Origin of the sequence: Streptomyces sp. NPDC048636 (assembly GCF_040650655.1) — a bacterium.
GTDB lineage: Bacteria > Actinomycetota > Actinomycetes > Streptomycetales > Streptomycetaceae > Streptomyces.
The window spans coordinates 126,612-152,062 of the sequence record NZ_JBEZHR010000003.1 but is presented as its reverse complement, the minus strand read 5'-3'; the positions used below and the strand labels follow the sequence as shown (position 1 = coordinate 152,062).

The following is a 25,451-nucleotide window of genomic DNA, read 5'->3' as shown; positions in this document are numbered from 1 at the left end:
GTTCGGCTCAAGCGGCCGTCAGCTGAAGAGCAGGCGGCTGGTCAGCTCCGTGACCTGGTTGAAGATGGAGCGGCGCTCGCTCATCAGGGCGCGGATCTTCCGGTCGGCGTTGAGGACCGCACTGGGGTCGCGGCCGCCGAGGAAAGCGGCGATCGTCGGCACGGAGTACTCCGTCAGCTCGCGGCACAGATACATCGCGATCTGCCGGGAGATGACGAGGACACGCGCCCTCTCGGGGCCGCGCAGTTCCTCGACGGTCAGCCCGAAGTACTCGGCGGTGGTACGGATGATGTCCTCACCGGTGATCTCCGCCCCCAGACCACGGGCCTTCTCGTCGAGCACGATCCGGGCGAGGGTGAGCTCCACCGGGGTCCGGTTGAGATTGGCGAAGGCGGTCACCCTGACCAGGGCGCCTTCCAGCTCCCGGATATTCCGGCCGGCGGCGGTGGCGATCAGCTCCATGACGTCCGGAGGGACGTCGAGCCGCTCCCGCTCCGCCTTCGTACGGAGCACCGCGAGGCGGGTCTCGAGGTCGGGCACGCCCATGCCGACGGGCAGCGCGCCCGCCAGCAGGTCACGCAGATCCGGATCCAGCCGCAACGACCGCAGCGGGCGGGAGGAGGCGAGGACCACCTGTTTCTCGGCGGCCAGCAGGGATTCCAGGAGGTGCTTCAGCCACTGACGCCGTACGGAACCGGGCTCGAGACCTCCGTCCAGCGTCTGGATGTCGTCGAGCAGCAGCATGTCCATCTCGGGGAGGTCGAGCGTCCCGTCCGGCCGAGAGGCGTCGAGGTACAGCGGCCGGGTGCGCGGATAGAGGCTGCGCGTGTAGTGGCCGATGGCGTGCAGCAGATGGGTCTTGCCCAGCCCGTGGTCACCGTGGAGGAAGAGGGGGTTGTAGTTCTGGGCGGGCACCTCGGCCACGGCCACGGCGAGATCGTGGGCGAAGCGGTTGGCGGGCTCGACGGCGAAGTTCTCGAACGCGTAGCGGCGGTCCAGCCCGCCCGCCGTCACCGTGCCGGGCCGGTTCGGGCGGCTCGGGTACGCCGGCACCGGGGCCCAGTCCTCGGTCTGCTCCTCGAGTTGGTCCTCCAGACCCTCCATCTGGCGGCGGAGCCGCCGCAGCTCATCTTCCAGCGCTTCGGTGAGGGCCGTCTGCGCCTGTTCCTCCTGCTGCGCCTCGCGCGCGGCCTCGGCGCGGGCCTCCTCCTCCGCCGTGACGAGCTGCCGCTCCAGGTCGTTGCAGCGCTGCTCGGCCCGTATCCGGCGGGTGTGCGCCTCCTTCAGCTCCTCGCTCAACACCTCCACCTGGTCCTTGAGCTGGTCCCGCTCCTTGCGCAGCGCGGCGAGCGGGTCCTCGTAGGCGCGCAGCGCGGCCTCGGCGTCCGCGCGGGCCCAGTCGCGGTCGTCGGCGGCGGCCTGTAACTGGCGGAACCGGGTCTCCAGATCCGCCGCGCGGTGTTGCGCGTCCAGCAACGCGTTCTCCAGGGCCTGCTCGCGGACGGCGGACCGCCGGGCCATCCGGTCGGCCTCCGCCAACCGCTGCTCCAGCAGCTCCACACGGTGCTGCGGGGATCCGCTGGCGGCCAGCGCGCGCCGGTGCAGGCCGCGCAGGTGCTCCATGGTCTCGGGGGTCGCCGCGCCGCCCCGGTGCTCGGCCACATCGGTGAGCAGGTCCGCGATGAACTCCCAGGCGGGGATGCGGGTTCCGTTGAGGAAGCGGGATATCGAACCGGCGTCCCGATGGCGGCGCGCGGCGTACCGGCGCACGCTCACGTCCAGTCCGGTGAACAGCCGTCGCAGCTCCGCCGCCAACTCGAGTGCCCCGTCCGGCAGATCGCCGCCGAGAGGCTCAAGGCTCCCCATGTCCCGTCCCCTTCGGGTGTTGCGGACGATCGGCAACTGTGCCGACTCCCGCAACGGGCCCGGTCCGTTCCAGAGTGGAGTCAGCCTCGTACGAGGCGTGACAGGAAAGGGCAATCCTAGTGAACAGCGTTCCTCGGCGATCCGATCTCGCCGCATTCCTCGCGGTCCTGGTGACCGGCATCGTGCTCGTCCACGCCGGGGTCCGGCCCGGGGCGGTTCTGCCGGTCGCCGTCGGACTGTCGGTGCTCCACGCCGCCTGGCGGCGGCCCGGCGGGTTCCACGCGCCCTGCGCCGGGTTCTCGTACGCGGGGTTCCCTTACGCCGCGTTCCGTTACGCCGGGCGGCTCGCACCCGCGAAGGGCATCTGGTCGATCGGGGCCACCCGGACCGGGGCGCCGGGATGGGGGGCGTGGATCATGCGGCCGTCACCGATGTAGATCCCGACGTGGCTGATGCCCGAGTAGAAGAAGACGAGGTCGCCGGGGGCCAGTTGGGAGCGGCTGACCCGGCGGCCCGCGTTGATCTGGGTGTAGGTGGTGCGCGGCAGGGAGACCCCGGCGGCGCGCCAGGCGGCCTGGGTGAGCCCGGAGCAGTCGTAGCCGTGGGGGCCGGTGGCGCCCCAGACGTACGGCTTGCCGAGGGCTCCATGCGCGAAGGCGATGGCGCGGGCGGCCCGGCCGGTGGCGGCGGGGGCCGTCGTGGCGGCGCTGGAGCCGGTGGTGGTCCGGTCGGCGGGCCGTTCCCGGTCCGCCAGGCGGCGGCGCTGCTCGGCGGTCAGCCGGTCGAGGAGCCGGTCGGCGGCGGCGAGCTTCTTCTCGACGGCCTGTTTATGGCGGGAGAGCGCCTCCTGCGAGGCGCGTAACTCGGCCAGCCGGTTCGCCGCCGTGCCGCGTACGCGGCGCAGCGCCTTCTCCTGGCGGACGATCCCGGTGACCGTCGCGGCCCGGCGCCCGGCCGCGCGCTCGGCGAGCGAGGCCCGCTGGAGGTACTGGTCGGGGGAGGAGGACAGGGCGAGCTGGAGGGTGGGGGCGATGGTCCCGGCACGGTACTGGGCGGTGGCGTACGCGCCCAGGGCGTTGCGCGCGGTGTTCAGCCGGGCGGTTCTGCGGGCGGCCTCGTCCTGGAGGTCGCCCAGCACGCGCCGGGCCCGGTCGGCCTTCTCCCGGGCGCCGTTGTACTTCTCGGCGGCCTCCTCGGCCTCCAGCCGGTACTGGTCGACCCTGGCCTTCACCTGAGCGGTGGTGAGGTGGGGATCGGCGTGCCCGGTGCCCTCGAGGGCGGTCGCGGAGGCGGCGCCGGTGAGGGCGAGGAGCGCGGCCGTCCGGGCGGTGCTGCTGACGAGCGAGCGCTTGGGCCCGCTGCGCGACTTCCTGTGCGACGCCACGGCGGCGGTACACCTTCCTCGCTGAGCTGATGGTTCGGGGACTGACGGTTCGGGACTGGTCGTTCGGGGACTGGCTGATGGTTCGGGGGCTGGTCGTTCGGGCAGATGGCGGCCCACCCATGAGGCGGGGACCCTCGCTGACGGGGGGCGGACCGCCATCTGGAGGGGAAGCTAGGCCGGGGAACGGGGGCGGTGCCGGGTGATGCGCGGGAATGGACGGATTTCATCGTTCCTGTGCCGCTGACTGATCACGGTGCGCGCGGGGTGAGTGGCACTGCGTGGTGGCCTTGACCGAAGCCGTGATCAGGGCCCACCCGAGTGAAAGGCGGTGCTATGCGCGGCGCTAATGTCCGTGCGTATGGACGTACTCATCAACGCCTTTGTCGGTCTGCACATCGTCGGTATCGCCGCGCTGCTGGGCGGTTTTCTCTCCCAGATGAAGCAGATGAGTGCGGGCGCCGCGCGGATGACCCCCGGAATGCTGCACGGGGCCCTGACCATGCTGGTGACCGGTGTGGCGCTGGTCGGGCTGAACCAGGCCGACGGCGGTGCCGTGAACAACATCAAGATCGGGATCAAGCTGGCGCTGTTGATCGTGATCCTGTGTCTGGTCTATGTGAAACGGGACGAGGAGAAGGTGGAGTCGGCCGCGTTCGGCGCGGTGGGTGCACTCACCACGGTGAACATCTTCATCGCCGTGCTGTGGACCTGATCCTTTCCCTGCACCGTGCCCCCTGTTCGATAACGGCTTGATACGCACATCAATTCGCGGGCAACCGTTTGCACTCGCGAGCTGTCTTAAGAGCACAAGACGGCCGGAGGGAGCGGGCAATGGGGGTTGTGGAGGCCAACAGAGGTCTCAAGGAGAACAAGGGCCCTGGGTTTTTCAGGGGGTTGGGGTCCAGGCGGATCCGGCGTGCGGGAGTCACGCTGGGCCTCGCGGGCATGGTGATGCCGCTCGCGGTCGCCCTCGCCACTCCGGCCCAGGCCGCTTCGTCGTGTACGACGGACACCGGGCCGTACCAGAAGAAGGTCGAGAAGTACCTCGGCCGCCCGGTGGACGGGCGGCAGTCGCGCACCGACTGTCTGGCGATCCAGAAGTTCCAGATCAACCACGGCATCAGCCCGACCATCGGCTACGCCGGGCCCGTCACCTGGGGTGTGATGAGCCTGAAGAACGCGCAGAAGGCGGCGGGCCACAACCCCAACGCGGCGGGCAAGTGCCCCACCAACAAGGGCCGGATCGCCTGTGTCGACCTCACCCGCCAGCTGAGCTGGGTGCAGGACGGCTCCCGGCTGGTCTACGGACCGGTGCCGGTGCGCACCGGGCGTAACGGCTACGAGACCAGGACCGGTCTGAAGAAGATCTACTGGCGGAACATCGACCACTGGTCGACGATCTACAACGTGGCCATGCCGTACAGCCAGTTCTTCGACGGCGGTCAGGCGTTCCACTCGATCGCGGGCAGTGTGTGGTCCCCGCCCGGCTCCCACGGCTGCGTCAACATGAACAAGTCCGACGCGAAGAAGTACTGGAGCCTGCTGAAGAACGGCGACGACGTCTACGTCTACGGCCGCAAGCCCGGCACGTAAACCGTCACCCCCCCACCGCGCCCCCGCCCCGGCTCCGGCCGGGGCGGGGGCGCGGTCTTCTGCGACGGCCTCGGGTACCGCTGTCACCGGTCGCGGTCCGGCACGGCGACACGGGGTCGGCCGGGGGCCGTTGGCGGCCCCCGGCCTCGCGTCGGCGGCGCCCCGCCTGATCCGGCTTCGCCGGGTCAGGCGGGGCGGACGCTGCCATAGACCGGCATCTCGGTGATCGGCGCCTTCTTCACCGCGTCACCCGGCTTCGGCGCGTGGATCATCATCCCGTCGCCGATGTAGAGCCCGACATGGCTGATGTCGTCGTAGAAGAAGACCAGATCGCCCGGTTCGAGATCGGAGGTCGATACCCGCGTCCCGACCTTCACCTGGTCCCAGGTGGTGCGCGGCAGGGAGACCCCGGCGGACTTCCAGGCGGCCTGGGTGAGTCCCGAGCAGTCGAAGGAGTTGGGGCCGGTGGCACCCCAGACGTACGGCTTGCCGACCTGGGCCTGCGCGAAGGCGATGGCCTTCGCCGCCTTGGTGCTGTTGGAGGGCGCGGGGCTGGACGGGGTGGACGAGCCGGAGCCGTCGTTCCCGTCCTGCTGCCGCTGACGCTCGGCCTCCGCCTTGCGCTGCTTCTCGGCCAGCTCGGCGGCCTTGCGCCGGGCCTCCTCCTGCTTCTTCTTCTCGAGCGCCGCGAGACGTGCCTTCTCCTTGGCGGTCAGATTCGACAGCAGCCGCCGGGCCTCGGAGAGCTTGCTCTGGACGGACTTCTTCTTCGCCTTGAGGGTCTGCTGCGAGGAGGTCAGCGAGGCGAGGCTCTTGGTGGCGGAGCCGCGCTCCCTGGCCGCCTCCGTCCGCTGCGTCCGGAACTCCTCGACGGCCTTCTTCTGGTGGCCGGAGAGCCGGTCCATCAGGTGTGACTGGTCGAAGACGTCCTGCGGATCGGAGGAGAAGAGCATGGCGGCGGTGCTGCTGGCCATACCGCCGCTGCGGTACTGGGCGGCGGCCAGGGAGCCGAGGGTCCGCCGGGCCTCATTGAGCTTCTCGGTGCGCTTGGCGACCGTGTCCAGCAGCTTGTCGACCTTGGCGCGCTGGGTCTCGGTCCGCTCCTTGGCGGCGTTGTAGCCCTGGGTGGCGCTCTCCGCCTGGTGGTACAGGCTGTCGACCTTCTTCTTGACCTCTTCGATCGACTGGGTGGCGGGCTTGGGATCGCCCGGCGCGGCGTTCGCCGTCTGGGAGAGCAGGGTGGCCGAGGCCAGGGCGGCCGTGGTGAGCCCGACGGCGGTCCGCCGGCTCTGACCGGCGGCCGGTATCCGGGCCCGCGGTTTGCGGTGCGACGCCAAGGGAGGCGACTCCTTCCGTGGACCGCCTACCGGGTTAGCTGTCGGGTTCGGGCGGACGGAAGGCTGCCCTACGGCCCGTCCGGGCGGCACACGAGGTGCCGTCTCCCGGGCCGATTCACCCCGGTGGAACGTGTGGGTCCCCGGCTCCGGCTGCCGTGGGGCGGGACCGGACTCGGCGGCGGCCGCCCGTGCCGACGCTGTTCGCCGACGGGTGTCCGGACTGCCTGACGCAGGACGGTAGCCAACTCGTGGGGCTCCTGTGAAGGCTGGTGGGTGATTTGCCCGAAACCGTTTCGTGATGTTCGTACGTGGGCTGTCAGTGGCGCGGCCTAGACTCGGTCAGCGATGAGCAGCCTCTTTGACGACAGCTTCCTGGCGGACCTCGGGCCCTCGGGCGAGGAGCACCCGCCGCCCGAGGACCACGAGGGCCATGAGGTCCCCGAGCACCATGGCTCCGGCGGTGGCGAGGACGTACCGCACCACCTCTTCAGCGGTGCGCACGACGAGCCGGTGCCGAGCGTGCCCCGGGAGGCGTATTACCGGGACGGCGCGGCGCGGCCCCCCGTGGATCCGGCCGCCCTGCTCGAGGGGCTGAACGAGCAGCAGAGGGCCGCGGTCGAGCACACCGGCACCCCCCTGCTGATCGTCGCGGGCGCCGGTTCCGGCAAGACCCGGGTGCTCACCCACCGCATCGCGTATCTGCTCGGCGCGCGCGGAGTGCACCCCGGCCAGATCCTCGCCATCACCTTCACCAACAAGGCGGCGGGCGAGATGAAGGAGCGGGTGGAGGAGCTGGTGGGCCCGCGGGCCCATGCCATGTGGGTCTCCACCTTCCACAGCGCCTGTGTCCGGATCCTGCGCCGCGAGTCCAAGAAGCTGGGCTTCACCTCATCGTTCTCGATCTATGACGCGGCCGACTCCAAGCGGCTGATGGCGCTGGTCTGCCGTGATCTCGACCTGGACCCCAAGCGGTTCCCGCCCAAGTCGTTCAGCGCCAAGGTCTCCAACCTGAAGAACGAGCTGATCGACGAGGAGACCTTCGCCGGGCAGGCGTCGGACGGCTTGGAGAAGACCCTCGCCGAGGCGTACGCGATGTACCAGTCGAGGCTGCGCGAGGCCAACGCGCTGGACTTCGACGACATCATCATGACCACGGTCAATCTGCTCCAGGCGTTCCCCGATGTCGCCGAGCACTACCGCCGCCGGTTCCGCCATGTGCTGGTCGACGAGTACCAGGACACCAACCACGCGCAGTACACCCTGGTGCGCGAGCTGGTGGGCACGGACACCGAGGAGACCGCGGCCGGTGAGCTGTGTGTGGTGGGCGACGCCGACCAGTCCATCTACGCCTTCCGCGGCGCCACCATCCGTAACATCCTCCAGTTCGAGGAGGACTACCCGCAGGCGCGGACCATCCTGCTCGAGCAGAACTACCGCTCCACACAGACCATCCTCAGCGCGGCCAACGCGGTGATCGAGCGCAATGAGAACCGCCGCCCGAAGAACCTGTGGACCGAGGCCGGGGCCGGGGCGACCATCACCGGCTATGTCGCCGACACCGAGCACGACGAGGCCCAGTTCGTCGCCGACGAGATCGACCGGCTGACGGACGCGGGCGACGCCAAGGCCGGTGATGTCGCCGTCTTCTACCGCACCAACGCCCAGTCCCGTGTCTTCGAGGAAGTCTTCATCCGGGTCGGGCTGCCCTACAAGGTCGTCGGCGGAGTGCGCTTCTACGAGCGCAAGGAGGTCCGGGACGTCCTCGCCTATCTGCGGGTGCTGGCCAACCCCGAGGACACCGTCCCGCTGCGCCGCATCCTGAACGTGCCCAAGCGCGGTATCGGCGATCGCGCCGAAGCGATGATCGACGCGCTGGCGCTCCGCGAGAAGATCACCTTCCCGCAGGCGCTGCGCCGGGTCGACGAGGCGTACGGCATGGCGGCCCGCTCGGCGAACGCGGTGAAGCGGTTCAACACGCTGATGGAGGAGTTGCGGACGATCGTGGAGTCGGGCGCGGGCCCGGCCACGGTGCTGGAGGCGGTGCTCGAGCGCACCGGCTATCTCGCCGAGCTCCAGGCGTCCACGGACCCGCAGGACGAGACCCGGATCGAGAACCTCCAGGAGCTGGCCGCCGTGGCCCTGGAGTTCGAGCAGGACCGGGGCGAGGAGAATCCCGGCACACTCGCGGACTTCCTGGAGCAGGTCGCGCTGGTCGCCGACTCCGACCAGATCCCGGACGAGGATGAGGACGGCAGCGGGGTCATCACGCTGATGACGCTGCACACGGCCAAGGGGCTCGAGTTCCCGGTCGTCTTCCTCAGCGGTCTGGAGGACGGCGTCTTCCCGCATATGCGGGCGCTCGGCCAGACCAAGGAGCTGGAGGAGGAGCGGCGGCTCGCCTATGTGGGGATCACACGGGCGCGTGAGCGGCTGTATCTGACGCGCTCCACGATGCGGAGCGCATGGGGACAGCCCGCGTACAACCCGCCGTCCCGCTTCCTGGAGGAGATCCCGGACCAGTATGTGCGGTGGCGCCGGACCGGTCCGGCCACCCCGTCGGCGTCCATGGGCGCCATCGCGGGCGGCGGCGGGTTCTCCGGGCTCTCCGGTGGCGGATCGTCGCGGTCGCGGGCGGGGGCGAGCGGTTTCGCCACCCGGCGGGCGAAGGAACGGCCCGCGGTTTCGCTGGCCGTGGGCGACCGGGTCACCCATGACACCTTCGGGCTCGGCACCGTTGTGGCGGTGAAGGGCAGCGGGGACAACGCGGAGGCCACGATCGACTTCGGTGACGAGAAGCCGAAGCGGCTGCTGCTGCGGTACGCGCCGGTCGAGAAGTTGTGAAGGGGCCGGGTCCGGGCTCGAGTACGAGTCCGGACCCGGTTCCGGATCTGCGACCGGCTCCGGTTCCGGTTACGACGGGTCGAGGCCGTGGCCGCGCAGCCAGGGCAGCGGGTCGATGGCCTCCCCGCCCCCGGGGTGCACCTCGAAGTGCAGATGCGGGCCGGTGGAGTTGCCCGAGTTCCCGGAGAAGGCGATGGTGTCGCCCGCCTTGACGGACCCGGAGCGGACCTTGGCGCTGCTGAGGTGGCAGTACCAGGTCTCCGTACCGTCCGGACCGGTCACTATGACCATGTTTCCGTAGGCGTCGTTCCACTGGGTGCGCACGGTGCCGTCGGTCGCGGCCATGACGGGGGTGCCGTAGCTGACCGGGAAGTCGATACCGGTGTGCACGGACATCCAGTTGATACCCGCCTGACCGAAGGTGGCGCTCAGACCGTGTTGGGTGACGGGGAGCGCGAACTTGGGGCGCAGCGCCTCCTTGCGCGCGGCCTCCTGGGCCTTGCGCTTCTTCTCGGCGGCCTGGCGCTCCTTGAGGTCGATGCGCTCCTGGGTGCGGCTGGCGCGGTCGCGGAAGTCGTCGGCGCCCTCGCGGACTTCGGCGAGCTGGGTGTCCAGCTTGCTGTTGACGGCGGCGGCCTTGACGGGCGGCGCGGCGTCGGGGGCGGCCTGGGTGGTCGCACCGTCACTCTTGTCGTTGCTCATCCCGACGGAGGCGGCGGCCACCGCGCTGACGCCGAGGGCGCAGACGGACGGGACGGCGACGGTGAGGAGCGCGGAGCGCTTGGGGCGGGAGGAGACGGTCCGGCGGCGGGCCCTTCCGTTGCCGCTGCCGTTCCCACGGCGGGCGGACGGAGCGGGCGGCGACGGCGGGGACAGGAGCGACGCGTCGGCATCGGGCGCGGGCTCATGTTCGGCCGCCGCCCCGGGTTCCGGTTCCGCCTCGGGGGCCTCGGGGGCATCGGGGTGGATGTCGTGCGGCGTCTCGCCGACGGTGGCGAAGGCGGTGGTGTCCCAGAACTGGGTCTGTCCGGTGTCGACGCCCGAGTTCAGATCCGAGCCGTCGAAGGAGTCGTAGGTCTCGTACGCGCCGGTGTCGTAGCCGTTGTGGTCGAGAGCGGCGGCGTCGAACGTGGTGGTGTCATACGCGGTGGAGTCATACGCCGCGCCGGAGTTGTCCCACTGCGCGGGGATCTGCATAGGGCCGGTGGCAGTCGAGTCGAACTGTCCGGTGAGGTCCGTCTGTCCCGCGAGATCCGTCTGTCCCATGGTGTCGGCGCCGCCCCAGGCACCGAGGTCCCACTGGCCGCCGGTCTCGGCGGTCGGCTGGGCCGGGATGTCGGTCGGCAGCTGATAGCCGGAGGCGGCCCACATCGCGGTGGTGTCGTACGCGCCGGTCTCATGGGCGCCGGTCTCGTACGGGGCGGAGTGGCCCATGTTGTACGTACCGGTGTGCTGGCCCGTGGCGCCCCACTGGGAGCCGTCGTACTGGCCGCTGTGGCCGGAGGCGTAGCCGTCATAACTGTCGTAGCCGCCGTCGCTGCCGGGGAGCGCGCCGAAGAGCGGGTCCCCGTCGCCGTACGCGGCGCCGAGCTGGTCGTAGCTGCCGGTGGAGTAGCCGTCGTACCCGGCGTGGCCGTGCGCTGTGTCCTGCTGCTGCCCGTATGCCCCGTAGTGGGGATATGAGGCGTCAGGAGCGGGGTCGGGTGAGCCGGAGCCCACCGACGGGTGACGGTCGTTCACCACCAACTTCTCTTTCGCCTCGGCTGCACGAGAATTAGCGGCGACTGTACCCGGCGGTACGCGGCAGCGACAATCTTCGGCAAGTTTTGAGCATCTCGGGAAAGGGCATTTGGTCGCCTTTCGGCGGACTGTACGCGGTTCCTTGGCCGGGTGTTCGATCGGTGTTCGGCAATTTCCGTCCCCGCGAGGCCCTTGTATGACCGTCCCGGTGTCCTCTTCGGGCCCTCTTTGGATCTTCGCCCGACCGTTCTGGGGTCTCGGCCGGACCTCGGTCGGATCTGGGTCGGGCCTTCGCCCAGGCCCTCGCCCAGGCCCTCGCTCAGGCCACCGAGAAGGTGTCCGGTGCCTCCACCGGGGCCTCGTCGGCGGTGTCCAGGGCCTCCAGGATCCCGGCGGCGACCGCCGAACGCACAGGTAGGGCCAGATGTCCGACTCCGCTGACGCGAATGTTCCGGGAGATCACATCCGGATGGTCTATCCGGGCCGTCTCCGCCGGGAACATCAACTGATCCGCATCGCTCCAAAAAGAGATCATGCGGGTACGGCATTCGGGGGCAGGCTGCCGCAATTCCGCGATCACATCGGAGTCCGGGCACATCTGACGCACGAGCGGATGTGCGGACAACAAGGGCGCCACCCGCGTTCCCGCGTGGGGGGTGCCGAGCGTCACCAGGGAGTGGACGCGGAGATCGCCGCCGAGCCGCTGGACGTAGTAGCGGGCGATCAGCCCGCCCAGACTGTGGCCGACCACATCCACCTGGCGGTGGCCGGTGCGGGCGCAGACCTCTTCCACATGGCGGGCGAGGAGCGCGGCGGCGGTGCGCAGGTCGCAGGTGAGCGGTGAGTAGTTGAGCGCTTCGACATGCTGTCGGCCGTGACGGCGCAGGGCGCGGCGCAGCAGGACGAAGACGGAGCGGTTGTCGATGAAGCCGTGGAGCAGCACCACCGGGCGGCGGGCCCGGCCCTCGGTGGGGAGACGGGCGGCGGCGTCGGGTGGCGGCGGCGCGGATGGCCGCTCCGGCAGGACGCCGGTGGGGTAGAGCATCAGATGTCCGGCGAGTATCGCCAGGTCGAGGGCGATGGCGCGAAAGCGAATGAGGCCCATGGCGGCCGACCTCCCGGTGTGCCCGACCGGGCAGCCGTGGCCGTGACCATGGGTGAGGTCATGCCGGTGACCGCGCCGCCGCACCGGCTGCGCCATGCCCATGCCAATTGCTGCCGATGGGCGATGGGCGGCGCTGCACGGTGCGGCGGTCCCCGCTGCGGCTCCCCTGGTGTGGCCGACCCGGCGTCCGAAGCGTCTGCGGCTGATGCGATCGCGGATCCGGGTGCGGCCTTCAGTGAACGTGTCCCACGTGTGATTTCCCCCTCGCTGCGCGCCGCGAAACTGCCGGGTAGGGGATGCTGGAGATAACGTTCGTTCACATGGGTGCGTTCTGCGTTCACGGGGAAGCGCGCCAGATCGCGGATGCGCGCTAGGTCTTGGAGGCTGTGATGGGTGTGACCGGTCCGATCCGTGTGGTGGTGGCCAAGCCGGGACTGGACGGCCATGACCGCGGGGCCAAGGTGATCGCGCGGGCGCTGCGCGACGCGGGTATGGAGGTCATCTACACCGGGCTCCACCAGACCCCCGAGCAGATCGTCGACACCGCGATCCAGGAGGACGCCGACGCGATCGGGCTCTCGATCCTCTCCGGCGCCCATATGACGCTCTTCGCCAAGGTGCTGGAGCTGCTGCGGGAGCGCGAGGCGGAGGACATCAAGGTCTTCGGCGGCGGCATCATCCCCGAGGACGACATCGCCCCGCTGAAGGAGCAGGGCGTCGCGGAGATCTTCACCCCGGGTGCGACGACGACGTCCATCGTGGAGTGGGTCCAGAAGAACGTCCGCCCCGTAGCCGCCTGAGCCCCCCGCGCGGCGGGTGCGGCCTCGCGCCCCGCGCGTGGCGGCCCGGCGCCGCGCCGGGCCTGCGGCCCGGTCGACCAGGGCGTCGCGTGGCGTGGCGGAACCACATTGTCCGGTGCCGCACCAGGTCTGGCAGCCCTGTCTCGCGCCCTCGCCGCGTTGCCGAGCGTCGCGTGGCCGCACGGCCGGGGCGGCTTCGCGGCCCCGCGCGACGCGGCGGCGACAGGCCGACGGGGCCTGCGGCCCGGGCGTCCGGCCGAGGGCTTTGCGTCGCGTGGCGGGAACCGCCCTGCCCGGTGCCGGACCGGTCCTGTGACCCAGTCCCGCACGGTGCGGCGCCCCTCCGGCTCGGCAGCGGACCGCCGGGGGCCGGGCCCCAGCGGTCGGGGGCCGCACGATACGGCCGCATCGGCGGCCGAACGGGCGGGGTGCGGGGGCGGGTTCAGTCCGTGGGCGGGGCGAGTTCGGTGCGGATGGTCTCCCTCAGCCGTAGCGTCCCCACCAGCCGCTGGAACGCCTCCGACCAGTAGCCACCGGCTCCCGGCGCGGTGTCCTCGTCCTCGGCCGGTATCGCCGTCAGCACCTCCAGGCGGTCCGCCTGGCCCGGGTCGAGGCACCGCTCGGCCAGCCCCATGACCCCGCTGAAACTCCACGGGTAGCTGCCCGCGTCCCGGGCGATGTCGAGCGCGTCCACCACCGCCCGGCCGAGCGGTTGGGCCCACGGCACCGCGCAGACCCCGAGCAGCCGGAAGGCGTCCGACAGCCCGTGGGAGGCGATGAACTCGGCCACCCACCCGGCCCGTTCCTCCGGGGGCAGCGCGGACAGCAGCTTCGCCGGGTCGCGCCAGGCGGCGGGGGCGGCGTCGCCCGAGTAGGGCGGCAGGGCGGGGGCGCCCAGCAGGGCGCGGGACCACTCCGCGCTGCGCTGCCGCACGGCGGCCCGGCACCAGGCCGCGTGCAGATCCGGCTGCCAGCCGTCCGCCACCGGCAGCGCCACGATCCCGGCGGGGCCGAGCCCGCCGAACCACTGTGTCCAGCGGTCCAGCGGTGTCGCCTCCACCAGCTGACCCAGCCACCATGAGCGCTCCCCGCGCCCGGAGGGCGGATTGGGCACGATGCCGTCGCGCTGCATCGCGCTGTCGCATCCGGCCGGGGCCTCGACGGCGATCCCTCCCGCGCCGGTCAGCGACACACAGTCCCGCGCCCGCTCGGCCATGCGGGAGGCCAGCGCCGAACCGGGCAGGGCGGAGAGCAGCTCGGCGGCGGTCGCCCGGACGTTCCGGCTGCGGTCGGAGAGGGCCTGTTCGAGGAAGGGCTCGTCGGACGGGGAGAGCTCGTCCCGCAGCGAGTCCAGGAACATCAGCCGGTCCTCGGCCCGCTCCGTCGCCCAGGTGCCGCCGAGGAGCGCCAGCCCGGCCGCCGGATCGCGGTGACGGACCGCGGACAGCAGGGACACCCGCTCGGCGAACAGCCCCTCCTCCCAGAGCCGCTGGGCATCCGAGCGCCCGTCGGCCTCCGGTCCCGCCGCCCCGGCGGAGGGATCGACGGGCGGTACGGCGGGGGCGGCGCCCTCCGGCGGCAGGATGGCCCGGAACGTGCCGCCGCGCAGCGCGAATCTCCACTCCGCGTTGAGCCGGGCCAGCCACAGCGCACGCGGTCCGCCGAGGGTGAGCGCCTCGGGCCGCAGATCGGTACGGGCGCGGGCCGCGTCGAGCAGCGCCGGGAGCAGGGCGTCCGGCGCGCGGTAGCCGTGGTGGTTGGCCAGGGTGAGCCACTGCGGCAGCAGTTCGGCGAGATCGGGCGCCGATCGCGGGCTGCCACGCCCGGCCGCCGAGCGGTCGGCGAGCAGCAGCGCCAGCCGGGCGCGGGCGGCGGACGGCAGGGCCGGGCGGGGGTCGGACGGCGCGGGCGGCACCGCGGGCCGCGCGGGCGCGGGCCGCAGCCCGGCCCGCCGCCGCACGGTGCTGAGCGCGGCGGCGTCCAGCAGCGCGGCGGCGGTGTCCTGGCCCGGCCGCGGGGTGACGGGCGGCGTACGGCGCTCGGTGCCGAGCAGCGCGGCGGCGACGAGCTCGTCCCAGGAGGCGCCGGAGGTGGTGGCCGGGCATGCGGTGCGGGTCGTCAACGTCGGCCTCCCGGCGCGGTGGTGGCGGTGAGCGGGACCGGCTCCGGATCCCAGGTGGTGATCGGCGCGAAGCCGCGGTGGCCGCACTCCCCGAAGACGGTGACCGGGCCGCCGCCCGCTATCGCCAGCAGCTGCCACAGATCGGTGCGCCCGGCGCAGCGGGGATCGACGGGCAGGGCGAGCCCGGTCGTGGTGTCGGCGAGCTGCCAGCCCTCGTCACCCGCCCCCGGGACCGGGGTGACCCCGGACAGCACCACCGGCCAGCCCTCCAGCCAGGGGTCCTGCCCCAACGCCTCGCCGTACGCGGTGAGGGCCGTCACCACATCGCCGCCTGGCGGCGCGTCCGGGACGGTCCCGGACGCTCCCCACGACGCGGAGTCCGACGCGGTGTGCGGCGGTGCGCCACGGCGCTCGGCGAGGGCCGCGCGGAGGGGGCGGGTGGACGGGTAGTACACGAGGTCGGCATCCAGCCGCAGCCCGGTGGGCGGCGCCGGCTCCGGGGACTGGCCGCCCGCGCCGAAGGACAGCAGCAGCGCCATCCGGCCCGTGCGCTCCCCGCGCAGCCAGACGCGGCGGGTGGTCAGACGGCCGTCGGCGCTGTCCTGGCGGCCCAGGACCAGCCATCGGTCCCGGACCGGCTCGGCGGAGGCCAGCAGCTCGGCCACCGGGAGGGTGACCCCGATCCGCGCGCGGGTGGTGGCGGCCAACTCCTCCGGGAGCGCGTCGATATGGAGGAAGCCTTGGCCGAGGAGATGCGCCAGCGCGCACTCCTCCAGCAGCCGCGCGGGCCAGCCCGGTCCGGAGCCGGGGACGGCGGCCAGCTCCCGCACCCGCGCCTCAAGGCCCGGGGCCTGGGCGTCGACCATCCGGGCCGCCGTCTCGTCCCACGCCCCGTAACCCGCGCGGTCGGCGGCGGCCAGCCCGTCGCGCAGCAGATCGGCGAGGCGCCGCTCCAACTCCGAGGCGCCCGCGGCGATGCGCCGGCCGCGCCGCTCCGCGCGGCGCCGGGCCGCCTCCGGATCGGCGGGGCCGCCCCCGCCCCGCCCCTGACGCCCGGGGCCCGCGCCCCCACCGGCCCCGGCCTCCGGTCCGGCCCCGGCGAACCGCCCCGCTCCGTCCGCCGCGCGCTCGCGCCGCCCGCTCAGCCAGCCCGCGGCCCACTCCGGCGGCTCACCGCCCTCCGGCACCTCGCCGCCCCCCGACGCCCACCGCAGCAACAGCCCCAGCGCGTGCTTGCACGGGAACTTCCGGCTCGGACAACTGCACCGGTATCCCGGCCCGTTGAGATCCACCACCGTCCGGTACGGCGTGCCTCCGCTGCCCGTGCACTGCCCCCACACGCCTCCGTCGCCCGCCCCCGCGCCCGACCACGGCCCGGCCGCGGCCAGCTTGCCGCCCGCCGTGCGCGAAGCGGTGTCGGGAGCGAGCGCGAGCACCCGCTCCGCCGTCCAGCGTTCCCCCTGCGGATTCATGTCTCCGACCGTACGAGCACCCACTGACAACTCCCGTGACCTGCGGCTTCGTTGGGGCCGGGGGGATTGTCAGTGGGGTGGTGCAGGGTGGAACAAGCGTCCGGAACACGCGTCCGGCGACGGAGCGAGGAACGAATCTGTGGGGGAGCTGTGACCGTCACTGTGTCCGGGACCGAAGCCACCGAAGCCACTGTGCCCAACGAGTCCACTGTGCCCAACGAGTCCACGGAAGTCCTTCGTCCGCACGCCGAGCACGCCTTCGCGGCCGAGCTGCGCGCACTCGCCGCCGCCGACGACCGGCCCCGCCCGGCCCGTTGGCGGCTGTCCCCGTGGGCGGTCGCCACGTATCTCCTCGGCGGCACCCTGCCCGACGGCACCGTGATCACACCCAAGTACGTGGGCCCGCGCCGCCTCGTCGAGGTCGCCGTCACCACGCTCGCCACCGACCGCGCGCTGCTCCTGCTGGGCGTGCCCGGCACCGCCAAGACCTGGGTCTCGGAGCATCTGGCGGCGGCCGTCAGCGGCGATTCCACCCTTCTGGTCCAGGGCACCGCGGGCACGCCGGAGGAGGCCATCCGCTACGGCTGGAACTACGCCCAGCTGCTGGCCCACGGCCCGAGCCGGGAAGCGCTGGTGCCCAGCCCGGTGATGCGGGCGATGGCCGAGGGCATGACCGCGCGGGTGGAGGAGCTGACCCGGATCCCGGCCGATGTGCAGGACACGCTGATCACCGTCCTGTCGGAGAAGACGCTGCCGATACCGGAGCTGGGGGAGGAGGTCCAGGCGGTCCGCGGGTTCAACCTCATCGCCACCGCCAACGACCGCGACCGCGGCGTCAACGAGCTGTCCAGTGCCCTGCGCCGCCGCTTCAACACGGTGGTGCTGCCGCTGCCCGCGACCCCGGAGGACGAGGTCGATATCGTCGCGCGGCGCGTGGCCCAGCTCGGCCGCTCGCTGGAGCTCCCCGGGATCCCCGAGGGCGTCGACGAGATCCGCCGGGTGGTCACCGTCTTCCGCGAGCTGCGCCAGGGGGTGACGGCCGACGGCCGTACGAAGCTCAAGTCGCCCTCGGGCACGCTGTCCACGGCCGAGGCCATCTCCGTCGTCACCAACGGGCTCGCCCTCGCGGCCCACTTCGGTGACGGAGTGCTGCGCGCCGGTGATGTGGCCGCGGGCATCCTGGGCGCGGTCGTCCGCGATCCGGCGGCCGACCGGGTCATCTGGCAGGAGTACCTGGAGGCGGTCGTCCGGGAGCGGGACGGCTGGAAGGACTTCTACCGCGCCTGCCGCGAGGTGAGCGCATGACGGGAAGCGGTGGCGCCGGGGGCGCCGTATGGCCGCTGCTGCTGGGGGTGCGGCACCACGGGCCCGGTTCGGCGCGGGCGGTCCGGGCGGCGCTCGACGCGTACGAGCCCGGCGCGGTGCTGATCGAAGGCCCCCCGGAGGCGGACGCGATCGTCCGGCTCGCCGCCGACGAGGGCATGCGGCCGCCCGTCGCGCTGCTCGCCCACGCCGCCGACGACCCCGGGCGCGCGGGCTTCTGGCCGCTGGCCGGGTTCTCACCGGAGTGGGCCGCGATCCGGTGGGCGCTGGCCCGCGATGTCCCGGTGCGGTTCATCGACCTCCCGGCGGCGAACTCGCTTGCCATGGCGGCCACGGAGCGCGCGGACCCGGAACGGGTTCCGGGTCCGGACCCGGGCCCGGCCGGGCGGGTGCGTCTCGACCCGCTCGCGGCCCTCGCGGAGGCCGCCGGTTACGACGATCCGGAGCGCTGGTGGGAGGATGTCGTCGAGCACCGGGGCGGCGGGTCCGGCCCGGATCCGATCGCGCCCCTCGCTCCGTTCGCCGCCGTCGGCGAGGCCATGGCCGCGCTCCGGGCCGAGTACGGCGACGGAGGCCATGAGGACGACGCCGTCCGCGAGGCCCATATGCGGCTTCGACTGCGCGACGCGCGCCGGGAGTTCGGGGACGAGGTCGCCGTCGTCTGCGGGGCCTGGCATGTGCCCGCGCTCTCCCGGCGCACCACGGTGACCGCCGACCGCGCGCTCCTCAGGGGGCTGCCCAAGGTCAAGGCCGAGCTCAGCTGGGTGCCGTGGACCCACCGCAGGCTGGCCCGGCACAGCGGCTATGGCGCCGGGATCACCTCCCCCGGCTGGTACGGCCATCTCTTCCACGCCCCCGACCGGCCGTTGGAGCGCTGGCTGACCAAGGTCGCCCGGCTGCTGCGGGACGAGGACATGGCCGTCTCGTCGGCCCACGTCATCGAGGCGGTGCGGCTCGCCGAAACCCTCGCCGCGATGCGCGGCCGCCCGCTCGCCGGGCTCGCCGAGACCATGGACGCCGTCCAGGCGGTGATGTGCGAGGGCTCCGAGGTGCCGCTCGCGCTGGTGCGGGACCGGCTGATCGTCGGGGACGCGCTCGGCGAGGTGCCCGATACGGCCCCGGCCGTACCGCTCCAGCGCGATCTGACGCGCGCCCAGCGTTCGCTGCGCCTCAAGCCGGAGGTCCAGGACCGCGAACTGGAGCTGGACCTGCGCAAGGAGACCGACACCGCGCGCAGCCGTCTGCTGCACCGGCTGCGGCTGCTCGGCGTCGACTGGGGCACCCCGGCCGCCTCCCGGGGCAGCACCGGCACCTTCCGCGAGACCTGGCGGCTGCGCTGGGAGCCAGAGTTGGCGGTCCGGGTGGCCGAGGCGGGTGTCTGGGGCACCACGGTGCTGTCCGCGGCCACGGCCAAGGCGGAGTCGGAGGCCGTCGGCGCCACGGCGCTCGCCGAGGTCACCGAGTTGGCGGAGCGCTGTCTGCTCGCCGGGCTGCCGGGGGCGCTGCCCGTGGTGATGCGCGCGCTCGCCGACCGCGCGGCGCTCGACGCCGACGTCGGCCATCTCGCCCAGGCGCTGCCGTCGCTGGTGCGGTCGGTGCGCTACGGCGATGTGCGCGCCACCGACACCGCCGCCCTCACCGAGGTCGCGGCCGGTCTCGCCGAGCGCATCCTCGTCGGCCTCCCACCCGCCTGCGTGGGGCTCGACCCCGACGGCGCGGCCGAGATGCGCGCCCACCTGGAATCCGTCCACCGCGCGCTCGCCCTCCTGGCGGAAACCCCGCGCCCGTCGGCCGACGTTCCACCGGGACGCGGGCCCGCCACGGCGGGGGCCGGTGTGGGGGCACCGGGGCCGGTGGGCGCGGTGGTACCGCCGCCGGTGTCCGCGCCGGGTCCGGCAGAGGTGCCGGTGCCGGAGCGGGGGGCGCCCGCCATGGCGCAGGCCGCATCGGGTGCCGACGGTGGAGCGGCGGGTCCGGCGGAGGTATCGGCCGGTTGCGCACCGGCGTCGGGGCCGGTTGAGGGCCAGGCGGTGGCGGGTGTCACCGCGGCGGGGGCCGGTGGCGCACGGTCGTCGGGGGAGCCGGGCGGGTTGCGGGGGCGGTGGGCCGGGATGTTGCGGGGGCTCGCGGGGCGGGACGCGGAGCCCGCGGTTCCAGGGGTGATCCGGGGGCGGGCCGCCCGGTTGCTGCTGGACGACGGGCGGCTCGCCGAGGACGAGGCCGCCCGGCTGATGGGACTCGCCCTCTCGCCCGGCACCGCGCCCGCCGAAGCCGCCGCCTGGATCGAGGGGTTCCTCGGCGGCGAGGCGGGCGGCGGGATGCTGCTCGTCCACGACGAACGGCTGCTCGGGTTCGTCGACCGCTGGCTGACCGGCGTGCCCGCCGAGGCGTTCACGGATGTGCTGCCGCTGCTGCGGCGTACCTTCTCCGCGTACGAGACGGGCGTCCGCCGCACCCTCGGCGAGCTGGTGCGCCGCGGCCCGGCCGGGGCGCACCACGGCGGCACCGGCGGGCCGACCGCCCAAACCGCGGCCGCGGCGCCCGGGTTCGGGCCCGGGCTGGACGCGGGCCGCGCGGCGGCCGCCGAGCCGACGGTGCGGCTGCTGCTGGGCCTCGGCCCAGCCCCCGTCCCCGTCCACCACCACACGCTGGAGGCAGCCGGATGAGCACCCACACACCCGACACCGAAGAGCGGCTGCGGCGCTGGCGGCTGGTGCTGGGCGGGGAGGGGGCCGACGGCACCGGCTGTTCGCTCAGCGGGGCCGACGCCGCCATGGACCGCACCCTCGAAGCGCTCTACGGGGCCCCGGGCGGCGACGGCCCGGGCACCACCGGCGGTGCCGCCGCGTCCGGTCCGCGCTCCGCCGGGCTCGGCGGCTCCGCACCCCGGATGGCCCGCTGGCTGGGCGACATCCGCCGGTACTTCCCCACCTCGGTGGTTCAGGTGATGCAGCGGGACGCCATCGACCGGCTCGGTCTGTCCGCGCTGCTGCTGGAGCCGGAGATGCTGGAGGCCGTCGAGGCGGACGTCCATCTCGTGGGCACCTTGCTCACGCTCAACAAGGCGATGCCGGAGACCACCAGGAACACCGCGCGCGCCGTCGTCCGTAAGGTCGTCGAGGACCTGGAGAGGCGGCTGGCGACCCGCACCCGCGCCACGCTCACCGGCGCCCTGGACCGCTCCGCCCGGATCAGCCGCCCGCGTCACCGGGACATCGACTGGGACCGCACCATCCGGGCCAATCTCGCCCACTACCTCCCCGAGCACGGGACGGTCGTCCCCGAGCGGCTGATCGGTCACGGGCGTGCGGCGCGCGGGGTGAAGAAGGACGTGGTGCTGTGCGTCGACCAGTCCGGGTCGATGGCCGCGTCCGTCGTCCACGCCTCCGTGTTCGGCGCGGTGCTCGCCTCGATGCGTTCGCTGGCCACCCGGCTCGTCGTCTTCGACACCTCCGTCGTGGACCTCACCGATCAGCTCGACGACCCGGTGGACGTCCTCTTCGGCACCCGGCTCGGCGGCGGTACCGACATCAACCGGGCGCTGGCGTACTGCCAGTCGAGGATCACCCGGCCCGCCGACACCGTCGTGGTGCTCATCAGCGACCTCTACGAGGGCGGTATCCGGGACGAGATGCTGGGGCGGGTGGCGGCGATGAAGGCGTCCGGGGTGCAGTTCGTGGCGCTGCTCGCGCTGTCCGACGAAGGGGCGCCGAGTTACGACCGCGAACACGCGGCGGCGCTCGCCGCACTCGGCGCACCCGCCTTCGCCTGCACCCCCGATCTCTTCCCGGAGGTGATGGCGGCGGCGCTCGAGCGGCGCCAACTGCCGATACCGGACATGGCGCTGCATCAGTGACCGGGGGCTTGCGCGGCCCCCTGTCCGTCGTGCAAGGATCAACCCCGTCGCCCCGGACGTGAATCCGACCGTCCGGTTGGCAGGTCCGTCCTGTCTGCGCGTCGGTGCGTCGATACGTTCGCGCTCCCGTAATTCGTCCTCATGTCCAGGGAAGGCCCGCTCTTGTCCGCTGTGTTCGCCCTGCCTGCCGCTGTGCGCCCGCCGCGCACCGTGGCCGTGCGGCGAGCGCTGCTGGCGGCGTTCTTCCTCGGCGGTTTCCTGGCCCTGGCGTTCCTCTTCGGCGGTACCGCTCACGCCGCCGGGCAGGACCAGCCGGTCGCCACGACCGGTCAGGCCAAGGGGTCCGGCGCCTCCGGGGTGCTCGACCCCGCCAAGGCCGACGCCGCCAGGGCGGATGCCGCCAAGGCCAGCCATCCCCGGGCCGATTCCGCGAAGGCCGGTGCCGTCCGGGACCACGCCGAGCGGGCCGGACAGGCCGGTGAGCACACCCGGGACCGGGCCGCCGAGGCGGCCGACGACACCGGGGACGCGGTCGCCGAGGCCGTACGCCCGGTCCGGGAGCCGATCGGGCGTCAGGCGGGGCAGGTCACCGACCCGGTCGGTGACCTGGTGCGGAACACCGGCGACGAGCTGCCCGTCGACCTGCCCGGCCTCGGTGTCGGCGGTGGCGGCGGCGCGGGCTCCGACGGCTCCGCAGCGGGCCAGGGCCCGGCCCATGACCGTGCGGCGCACGGGGAGTGGGCCCCTGGCGTCCACCAGTCCACGCACACCACGAGCCCGGCGGGCCCCGTGGCGGCATCGCCCGTCACCACCCCGTCGCGCACCGCCGACGACGCCGGGCACGGCACCGTCGTCCGGGCGGTCGGGGGCGCGGCCCAGGACGGTGGCGCCCCGGCGCCGCTGCCGCTTCCACGGTCCCCCCTCGGGACCGTCTCCCAGTACACCGGCGACAGCGGCGCTCCCCGTGGCGGGGACACCCATGCCGCGCTGCCGCCGTCCGACGCGGACCACTTCGGGCTGCGGCCCGGTGCGATCCGCGCGGAGAGCTCGGCGCCGACGCGCGAGCGGTTCAACGAAGTCCTCGAATTCCCCGGCTAGGGCAGACCTCACCCCCGTCTGCACAAGACCTGCCGCGCGGGGGCGGGTCAGGTCTGCCCGTCCGACAACTCCCTTGAATTCGAAGGACTTCCACGCCATGCGCAAGAACATCCGCCGTTCCCTCCTCGTCGCCGCCGCCGCTACCGGCATATGGGCCCTGGGCACCGCCGCCGCGAGCGCCGACGAGCTGCCCGCCGTTCCCTCCACCGACAGCGTCACCAGCACGGTGGACGGGGTCGGTGAGACCGCCAAGGACACCGCCTCGACCGGTGGCCTCACCGACACCTCCGGGGTCACCGACACCGCGAAGAAGACCGTGGGCGGCGCGCCCTCGACCGTCGCCGACACGGTCAAGGGCGGATTGCCCGCCACCGACGGCCTGCCGGGTGTGCCGGACGCCTCCGGCACCGTGGACGGTGTGACCGGCGGCGCCACCGCTGACGCCGACGCGGACAAGGTCGCCAAGAAGGCCGCCAAGAAGGCCGACAAGGCCGTGCAGAAGGCCAAGAAGGCCACCGACCTCGACCTGCCCACCGGTGAGGTCCCCGGTGTGGTGCCGCAGATCCCGGCCCTCGGCTCGCTGCCCACCGTCCCCGACACCTCCGCGCTGCCCGCCGCGGGCTCCGTGCCGTCCGTCGACGGCACCGTCCCGGCCGAGCTGCCCGCCGAGCTTCCCGCGACCCCGAAGCCGCCCGCCGTCCCCGGCTCGGCCGATGACTTGCTGGGCGCCCTCGGTGGCGCGGGCGTCCGCCCCGAGCAGCTGACCGGCAAGGCGCAGGCCGCCGCCGACACCGCCCGCCCGGCCGTGGACGGAGCCGCCTCCGACGTGCTGCCGCCCGCCGCCCACCGCATCGTGGTCAAGGTCGTCCCGGTCGCGCAGCTCGCCGTCGGTGACGCCGGTGTGCTGGCCGGTGACGCGGTGGACCACACCACCCCGTACGCGGGCTACGTGACCGGCAGCGCCCAGGGCCACGTCCTCGGCACCGCCTCGAACGTCGTGCCGTTCGCGCGGGACACCGCCGCCGGTGCGGTTCCGGTGGCCCGGAGCGTGGTCGTCACCACCGTGCCGTTCGCGCGGGACCTGGCCACCGGCACGGTGCCGTTCGCCCAGGGCCTCGGCACCTCGGTGGCCGCCGACGCCCAGGTCACCGTGGGTAACGCCGCGGACGGCGCGAAGAGCCTGCTCCCGGCCGTGCCGACCGACCTGACGGAGGCAGCCAACATCCCGGCGCTCCCGGTCCTCCCGGCCGTCCCGGCCGACGTTCCGACCGTCCCGGCGGACGTTCCGACCGTCCCGGCCGACCTGCCGGCCGTCTGATACCCGCCGCGGCCGTCCGGCCGTACGGATAGCTGTGCCGAACGGCAGTCCTCTTTGGGGAGCGGACTGCCGCTGACCGGGCGGCCCTCTTTGGGGAGAGGGCTGCCCGGTCGCGGCGTTTCCGGTGAGTACACCCGCGGCACACGTGCGGAACACCCACGGGACCGCCGCGACACAACCGCGTCGGGCGAGGCACCATCGAGATAGATACCCATGGCAGCGATCTGTGACCGTAATCACCGCTCGAGTGTGATCTGCGATTTAGGGTCATCCGGTCCACAGGGATAACCTGCGTGGCGGACATGCCGCGTACCCGGCGCACGTGTGCCGCCCTCGTCAAAGATCGCGTCCTCACGCTGCCACCGCGGCACGCCCGCGCAGACAACGACCGCGATATCCAGGGAAAAGGGACGGACGCGCGTGGACCTGTTCGAGTACCAGGCGAGGGACCTCTTCGCCAAGCACGGTGTACCGGTGCTGGCCGGTGAAGTCATCGACACGCCTGAGGCGGCGCGCGAGGTGGCCGAGCGACTGGGCGGCCGCGCGGTCGTCAAGGCGCAGGTCAAGGTCGGTGGCCGCGGCAAGGCCGGCGGCGTCAAGCTGGCCTCCGACCCGGCCGACGCCGTGGAGAAGGCGGGCCAGATCCTGGGCATGGACATCAAGGGCCACACGGTCCACAAGGTGATGCTCGCCCAGACCGCGGACATCAAGGAGGAGTACTACGTCTCCTTCCTGCTGGACCGCACCAACCGCACCTTCCTCGCCATGGCCTCCGTCGAGGGCGGCGTGGAGATCGAGGTCGTCGCGGAGCAGAACCCCGAGGCGCTCGCCAAGATCCCGGTGGACGCCATCGAGGGTGTGACCGCGGAGAAGGCCGCCGAGATCGTCGCCGCCGCCAAGTTCCCGGCCGACATCGCGGGCCAGGTCGCGGACGTCCTCCAGCAGCTGTGGACCGTCTTCATCAAGGAAGACGCCCTGCTCGTCGAGGTCAACCCGCTGGTCAAGACCGGCGACGGCCAGATCATCGCGCTGGACGGCAAGGTGTCCCTGGACGCCAACGCCGAGTTCCGCCAGCCGGAGCACGAGGCGCTCGAGGACAAGGCCGCCGCCAACCCGCTGGAGGCCGCGGCCAAGGCCAAGGGCCTCAACTACGTCAAGCTCGACGGCGAGGTCGGCATCATCGGCAACGGCGCGGGTCTGGTCATGTCGACCCTCGACGTCGTCGCCTACGCCGGTGAGAACCACGGCAGTGTGAAGCCCGCCAACTTCCTCGACATCGGTGGTGGCGCCTCCGCCGAGGTGATGGCCAACGGTCTCGAGATCATCCTCGGCGACCCGGACGTCAAGTCGGTCTTCGTCAACGTCTTCGGTGGCATCACCGCCTGCGACGCGGTGGCCAACGGCATCGTCCAGGCCCTGGAGCTGCTGAAGTCCAAGGGCGAGGACGTCACCAAGCCGCTGGTCGTGCGGCTCGACGGCAACAACGCGGAGCTGGGTCGCAAGATCCTCACCGACGCCAACCACCCGCTGGTGCAGCAGGTGGACACCATGGACGGCGCGGCTGAGCGTGCCGCCGAGCTGGCTGCGAAGTAAGGG

General features: G+C 72.9%; 17 protein-coding genes and 1 riboswitch. Of the genes, 10 read left to right on the top strand and 7 right to left on the bottom strand.

What is annotated here, in order from left to right; genetic code table 11:
• Positions 1-18: 18 nt before the first annotated feature.
• Both AB0C66_RS11250 and AB0C66_RS11245 read right to left on the bottom strand, forming a co-directional pair.
• A complete protein-coding gene (locus AB0C66_RS11250; RefSeq protein WP_362435900.1) occupies positions 19-1,866 on the bottom strand; it encodes a DnaA/Hda family protein in 1,848 nt (615 codons plus the stop codon).
• A 331-nt stretch (positions 1,867-2,197) separates the two neighbouring features.
• The gene (locus tag AB0C66_RS11245; protein ID WP_362435898.1) at positions 2,198-3,250 is read right to left on the bottom strand and encodes a C40 family peptidase; all 1,053 of its coding nucleotides are present in this window, start codon (positions 3,248-3,250) and stop codon (positions 2,198-2,200) included.
• A 358-nt stretch (positions 3,251-3,608) separates the two neighbouring features.
• Between AB0C66_RS11245 and AB0C66_RS11240 the strand changes: the two genes are divergently transcribed.
• Together AB0C66_RS11240 and AB0C66_RS11235 are read left to right on the top strand one after the other, a co-directional pair.
• Positions 3,609-3,962, top strand: coding sequence for a hypothetical protein (locus AB0C66_RS11240; protein ID WP_362435896.1), 354 nt, complete (start codon positions 3,609-3,611; stop codon positions 3,960-3,962).
• Positions 3,963-4,195: 233 nt separating this feature from the next.
• Positions 4,196-4,843, top strand: a complete 648-nt coding sequence (locus AB0C66_RS11235) for a L,D-transpeptidase (protein WP_362435894.1) — start codon at positions 4,196-4,198, stop codon at positions 4,841-4,843.
• A 185-nt stretch (positions 4,844-5,028) separates the two neighbouring features.
• Here the strand turns inward: AB0C66_RS11235 and AB0C66_RS11230 are convergent, their stop codons facing one another.
• A complete protein-coding gene (locus tag AB0C66_RS11230; protein ID WP_362435892.1) occupies positions 5,029-6,180 on the bottom strand; it encodes an NlpC/P60 family protein in 1,152 nt (383 codons plus the stop codon).
• A 7-nt stretch (positions 6,181-6,187) separates the two neighbouring features.
• Positions 6,188-6,353, bottom strand: a riboswitch (cyclic di-AMP (ydaO/yuaA leader).
• Between the two features lie 172 nt (positions 6,354-6,525).
• Between AB0C66_RS11230 and pcrA the strand changes: the two genes are divergently transcribed.
• Positions 6,526-9,021, top strand: coding sequence for a DNA helicase PcrA (pcrA, locus tag AB0C66_RS11225; protein WP_362435890.1), 2,496 nt, complete (start codon positions 6,526-6,528; stop codon positions 9,019-9,021).
• Between the two features lie 69 nt (positions 9,022-9,090).
• Here the strand turns inward: pcrA and AB0C66_RS11220 are convergent, their stop codons facing one another.
• Both AB0C66_RS11220 and AB0C66_RS11215 read right to left on the bottom strand, forming a co-directional pair.
• On the bottom strand, positions 9,091-10,761 hold the full coding sequence (locus tag AB0C66_RS11220; RefSeq protein ID WP_362435888.1) for a M23 family metallopeptidase: 1,671 nt from the start codon (positions 10,759-10,761) through the stop codon (positions 9,091-9,093).
• 319 nt (positions 10,762-11,080) lie between these two features.
• The gene (locus tag AB0C66_RS11215) at positions 11,081-11,866 is read right to left on the bottom strand and encodes an alpha/beta fold hydrolase (protein WP_362435886.1); all 786 of its coding nucleotides are present in this window, start codon (positions 11,864-11,866) and stop codon (positions 11,081-11,083) included.
• 389 nt (positions 11,867-12,255) lie between these two features.
• Here AB0C66_RS11215 and AB0C66_RS11210 point away from each other — a divergent pair, with 389 nt between their 5' ends.
• The gene (locus tag AB0C66_RS11210; protein ID WP_362435884.1) at positions 12,256-12,666 is read left to right on the top strand and encodes a cobalamin B12-binding domain-containing protein; all 411 of its coding nucleotides are present in this window, start codon (positions 12,256-12,258) and stop codon (positions 12,664-12,666) included.
• 442 nt (positions 12,667-13,108) lie between these two features.
• Here AB0C66_RS11210 and AB0C66_RS11205 read toward each other — a convergent pair whose 3' ends face one another.
• A complete protein-coding gene (locus tag AB0C66_RS11205) occupies positions 13,109-14,788 on the bottom strand; it encodes a DUF5691 domain-containing protein (RefSeq protein WP_362435882.1) in 1,680 nt (559 codons plus the stop codon).
• Positions 14,785-16,260: an SWIM zinc finger family protein gene (locus AB0C66_RS11200; RefSeq protein ID WP_362435880.1), complete on the bottom strand. Its 1,476-nt coding sequence runs from the start codon at positions 16,258-16,260 to the stop codon at positions 14,785-14,787. Before AB0C66_RS11200 ends, AB0C66_RS11205 begins: the two co-directional genes overlap by 4 nt.
• 192 nt (positions 16,261-16,452) lie before the next feature.
• On the opposite strand from AB0C66_RS11200, the gene AB0C66_RS11195 reads away from it, so the two are divergent.
• From AB0C66_RS11195 to sucC, 6 genes are all read left to right on the top strand, one after another.
• Complete coding sequence (locus tag AB0C66_RS11195; protein WP_362436638.1) at positions 16,453-17,565, top strand: AAA family ATPase; 1,113 nt, start codon at positions 16,453-16,455, stop codon at positions 17,563-17,565.
• Complete coding sequence (locus AB0C66_RS11190; protein ID WP_362435878.1) at positions 17,562-20,249, top strand: DUF5682 family protein; 2,688 nt, start codon at positions 17,562-17,564, stop codon at positions 20,247-20,249. The genes AB0C66_RS11195 and AB0C66_RS11190 overlap by 4 nt, the downstream gene beginning before the upstream one ends.
• On the top strand, positions 20,246-21,439 hold the full coding sequence (locus AB0C66_RS11185; protein ID WP_362435876.1) for a VWA domain-containing protein: 1,194 nt from the start codon (positions 20,246-20,248) through the stop codon (positions 21,437-21,439). Before AB0C66_RS11190 ends, AB0C66_RS11185 begins: the two co-directional genes overlap by 4 nt.
• A 162-nt stretch (positions 21,440-21,601) precedes the next feature.
• On the top strand, positions 21,602-22,537 hold the full coding sequence (locus AB0C66_RS11180) for a hypothetical protein (RefSeq protein WP_362435874.1): 936 nt from the start codon (positions 21,602-21,604) through the stop codon (positions 22,535-22,537).
• A 97-nt stretch (positions 22,538-22,634) separates the two neighbouring features.
• The gene (locus AB0C66_RS11175) at positions 22,635-23,855 is read left to right on the top strand and encodes a hypothetical protein (protein ID WP_362435872.1); all 1,221 of its coding nucleotides are present in this window, start codon (positions 22,635-22,637) and stop codon (positions 23,853-23,855) included.
• 420 nt (positions 23,856-24,275) lie between these two features.
• The gene (sucC, locus tag AB0C66_RS11170) at positions 24,276-25,448 is read left to right on the top strand and encodes an ADP-forming succinate--CoA ligase subunit beta (RefSeq protein ID WP_362435870.1); all 1,173 of its coding nucleotides are present in this window, start codon (positions 24,276-24,278) and stop codon (positions 25,446-25,448) included.
• The last annotated feature ends 3 nt before the right edge of the window (positions 25,449-25,451 follow it).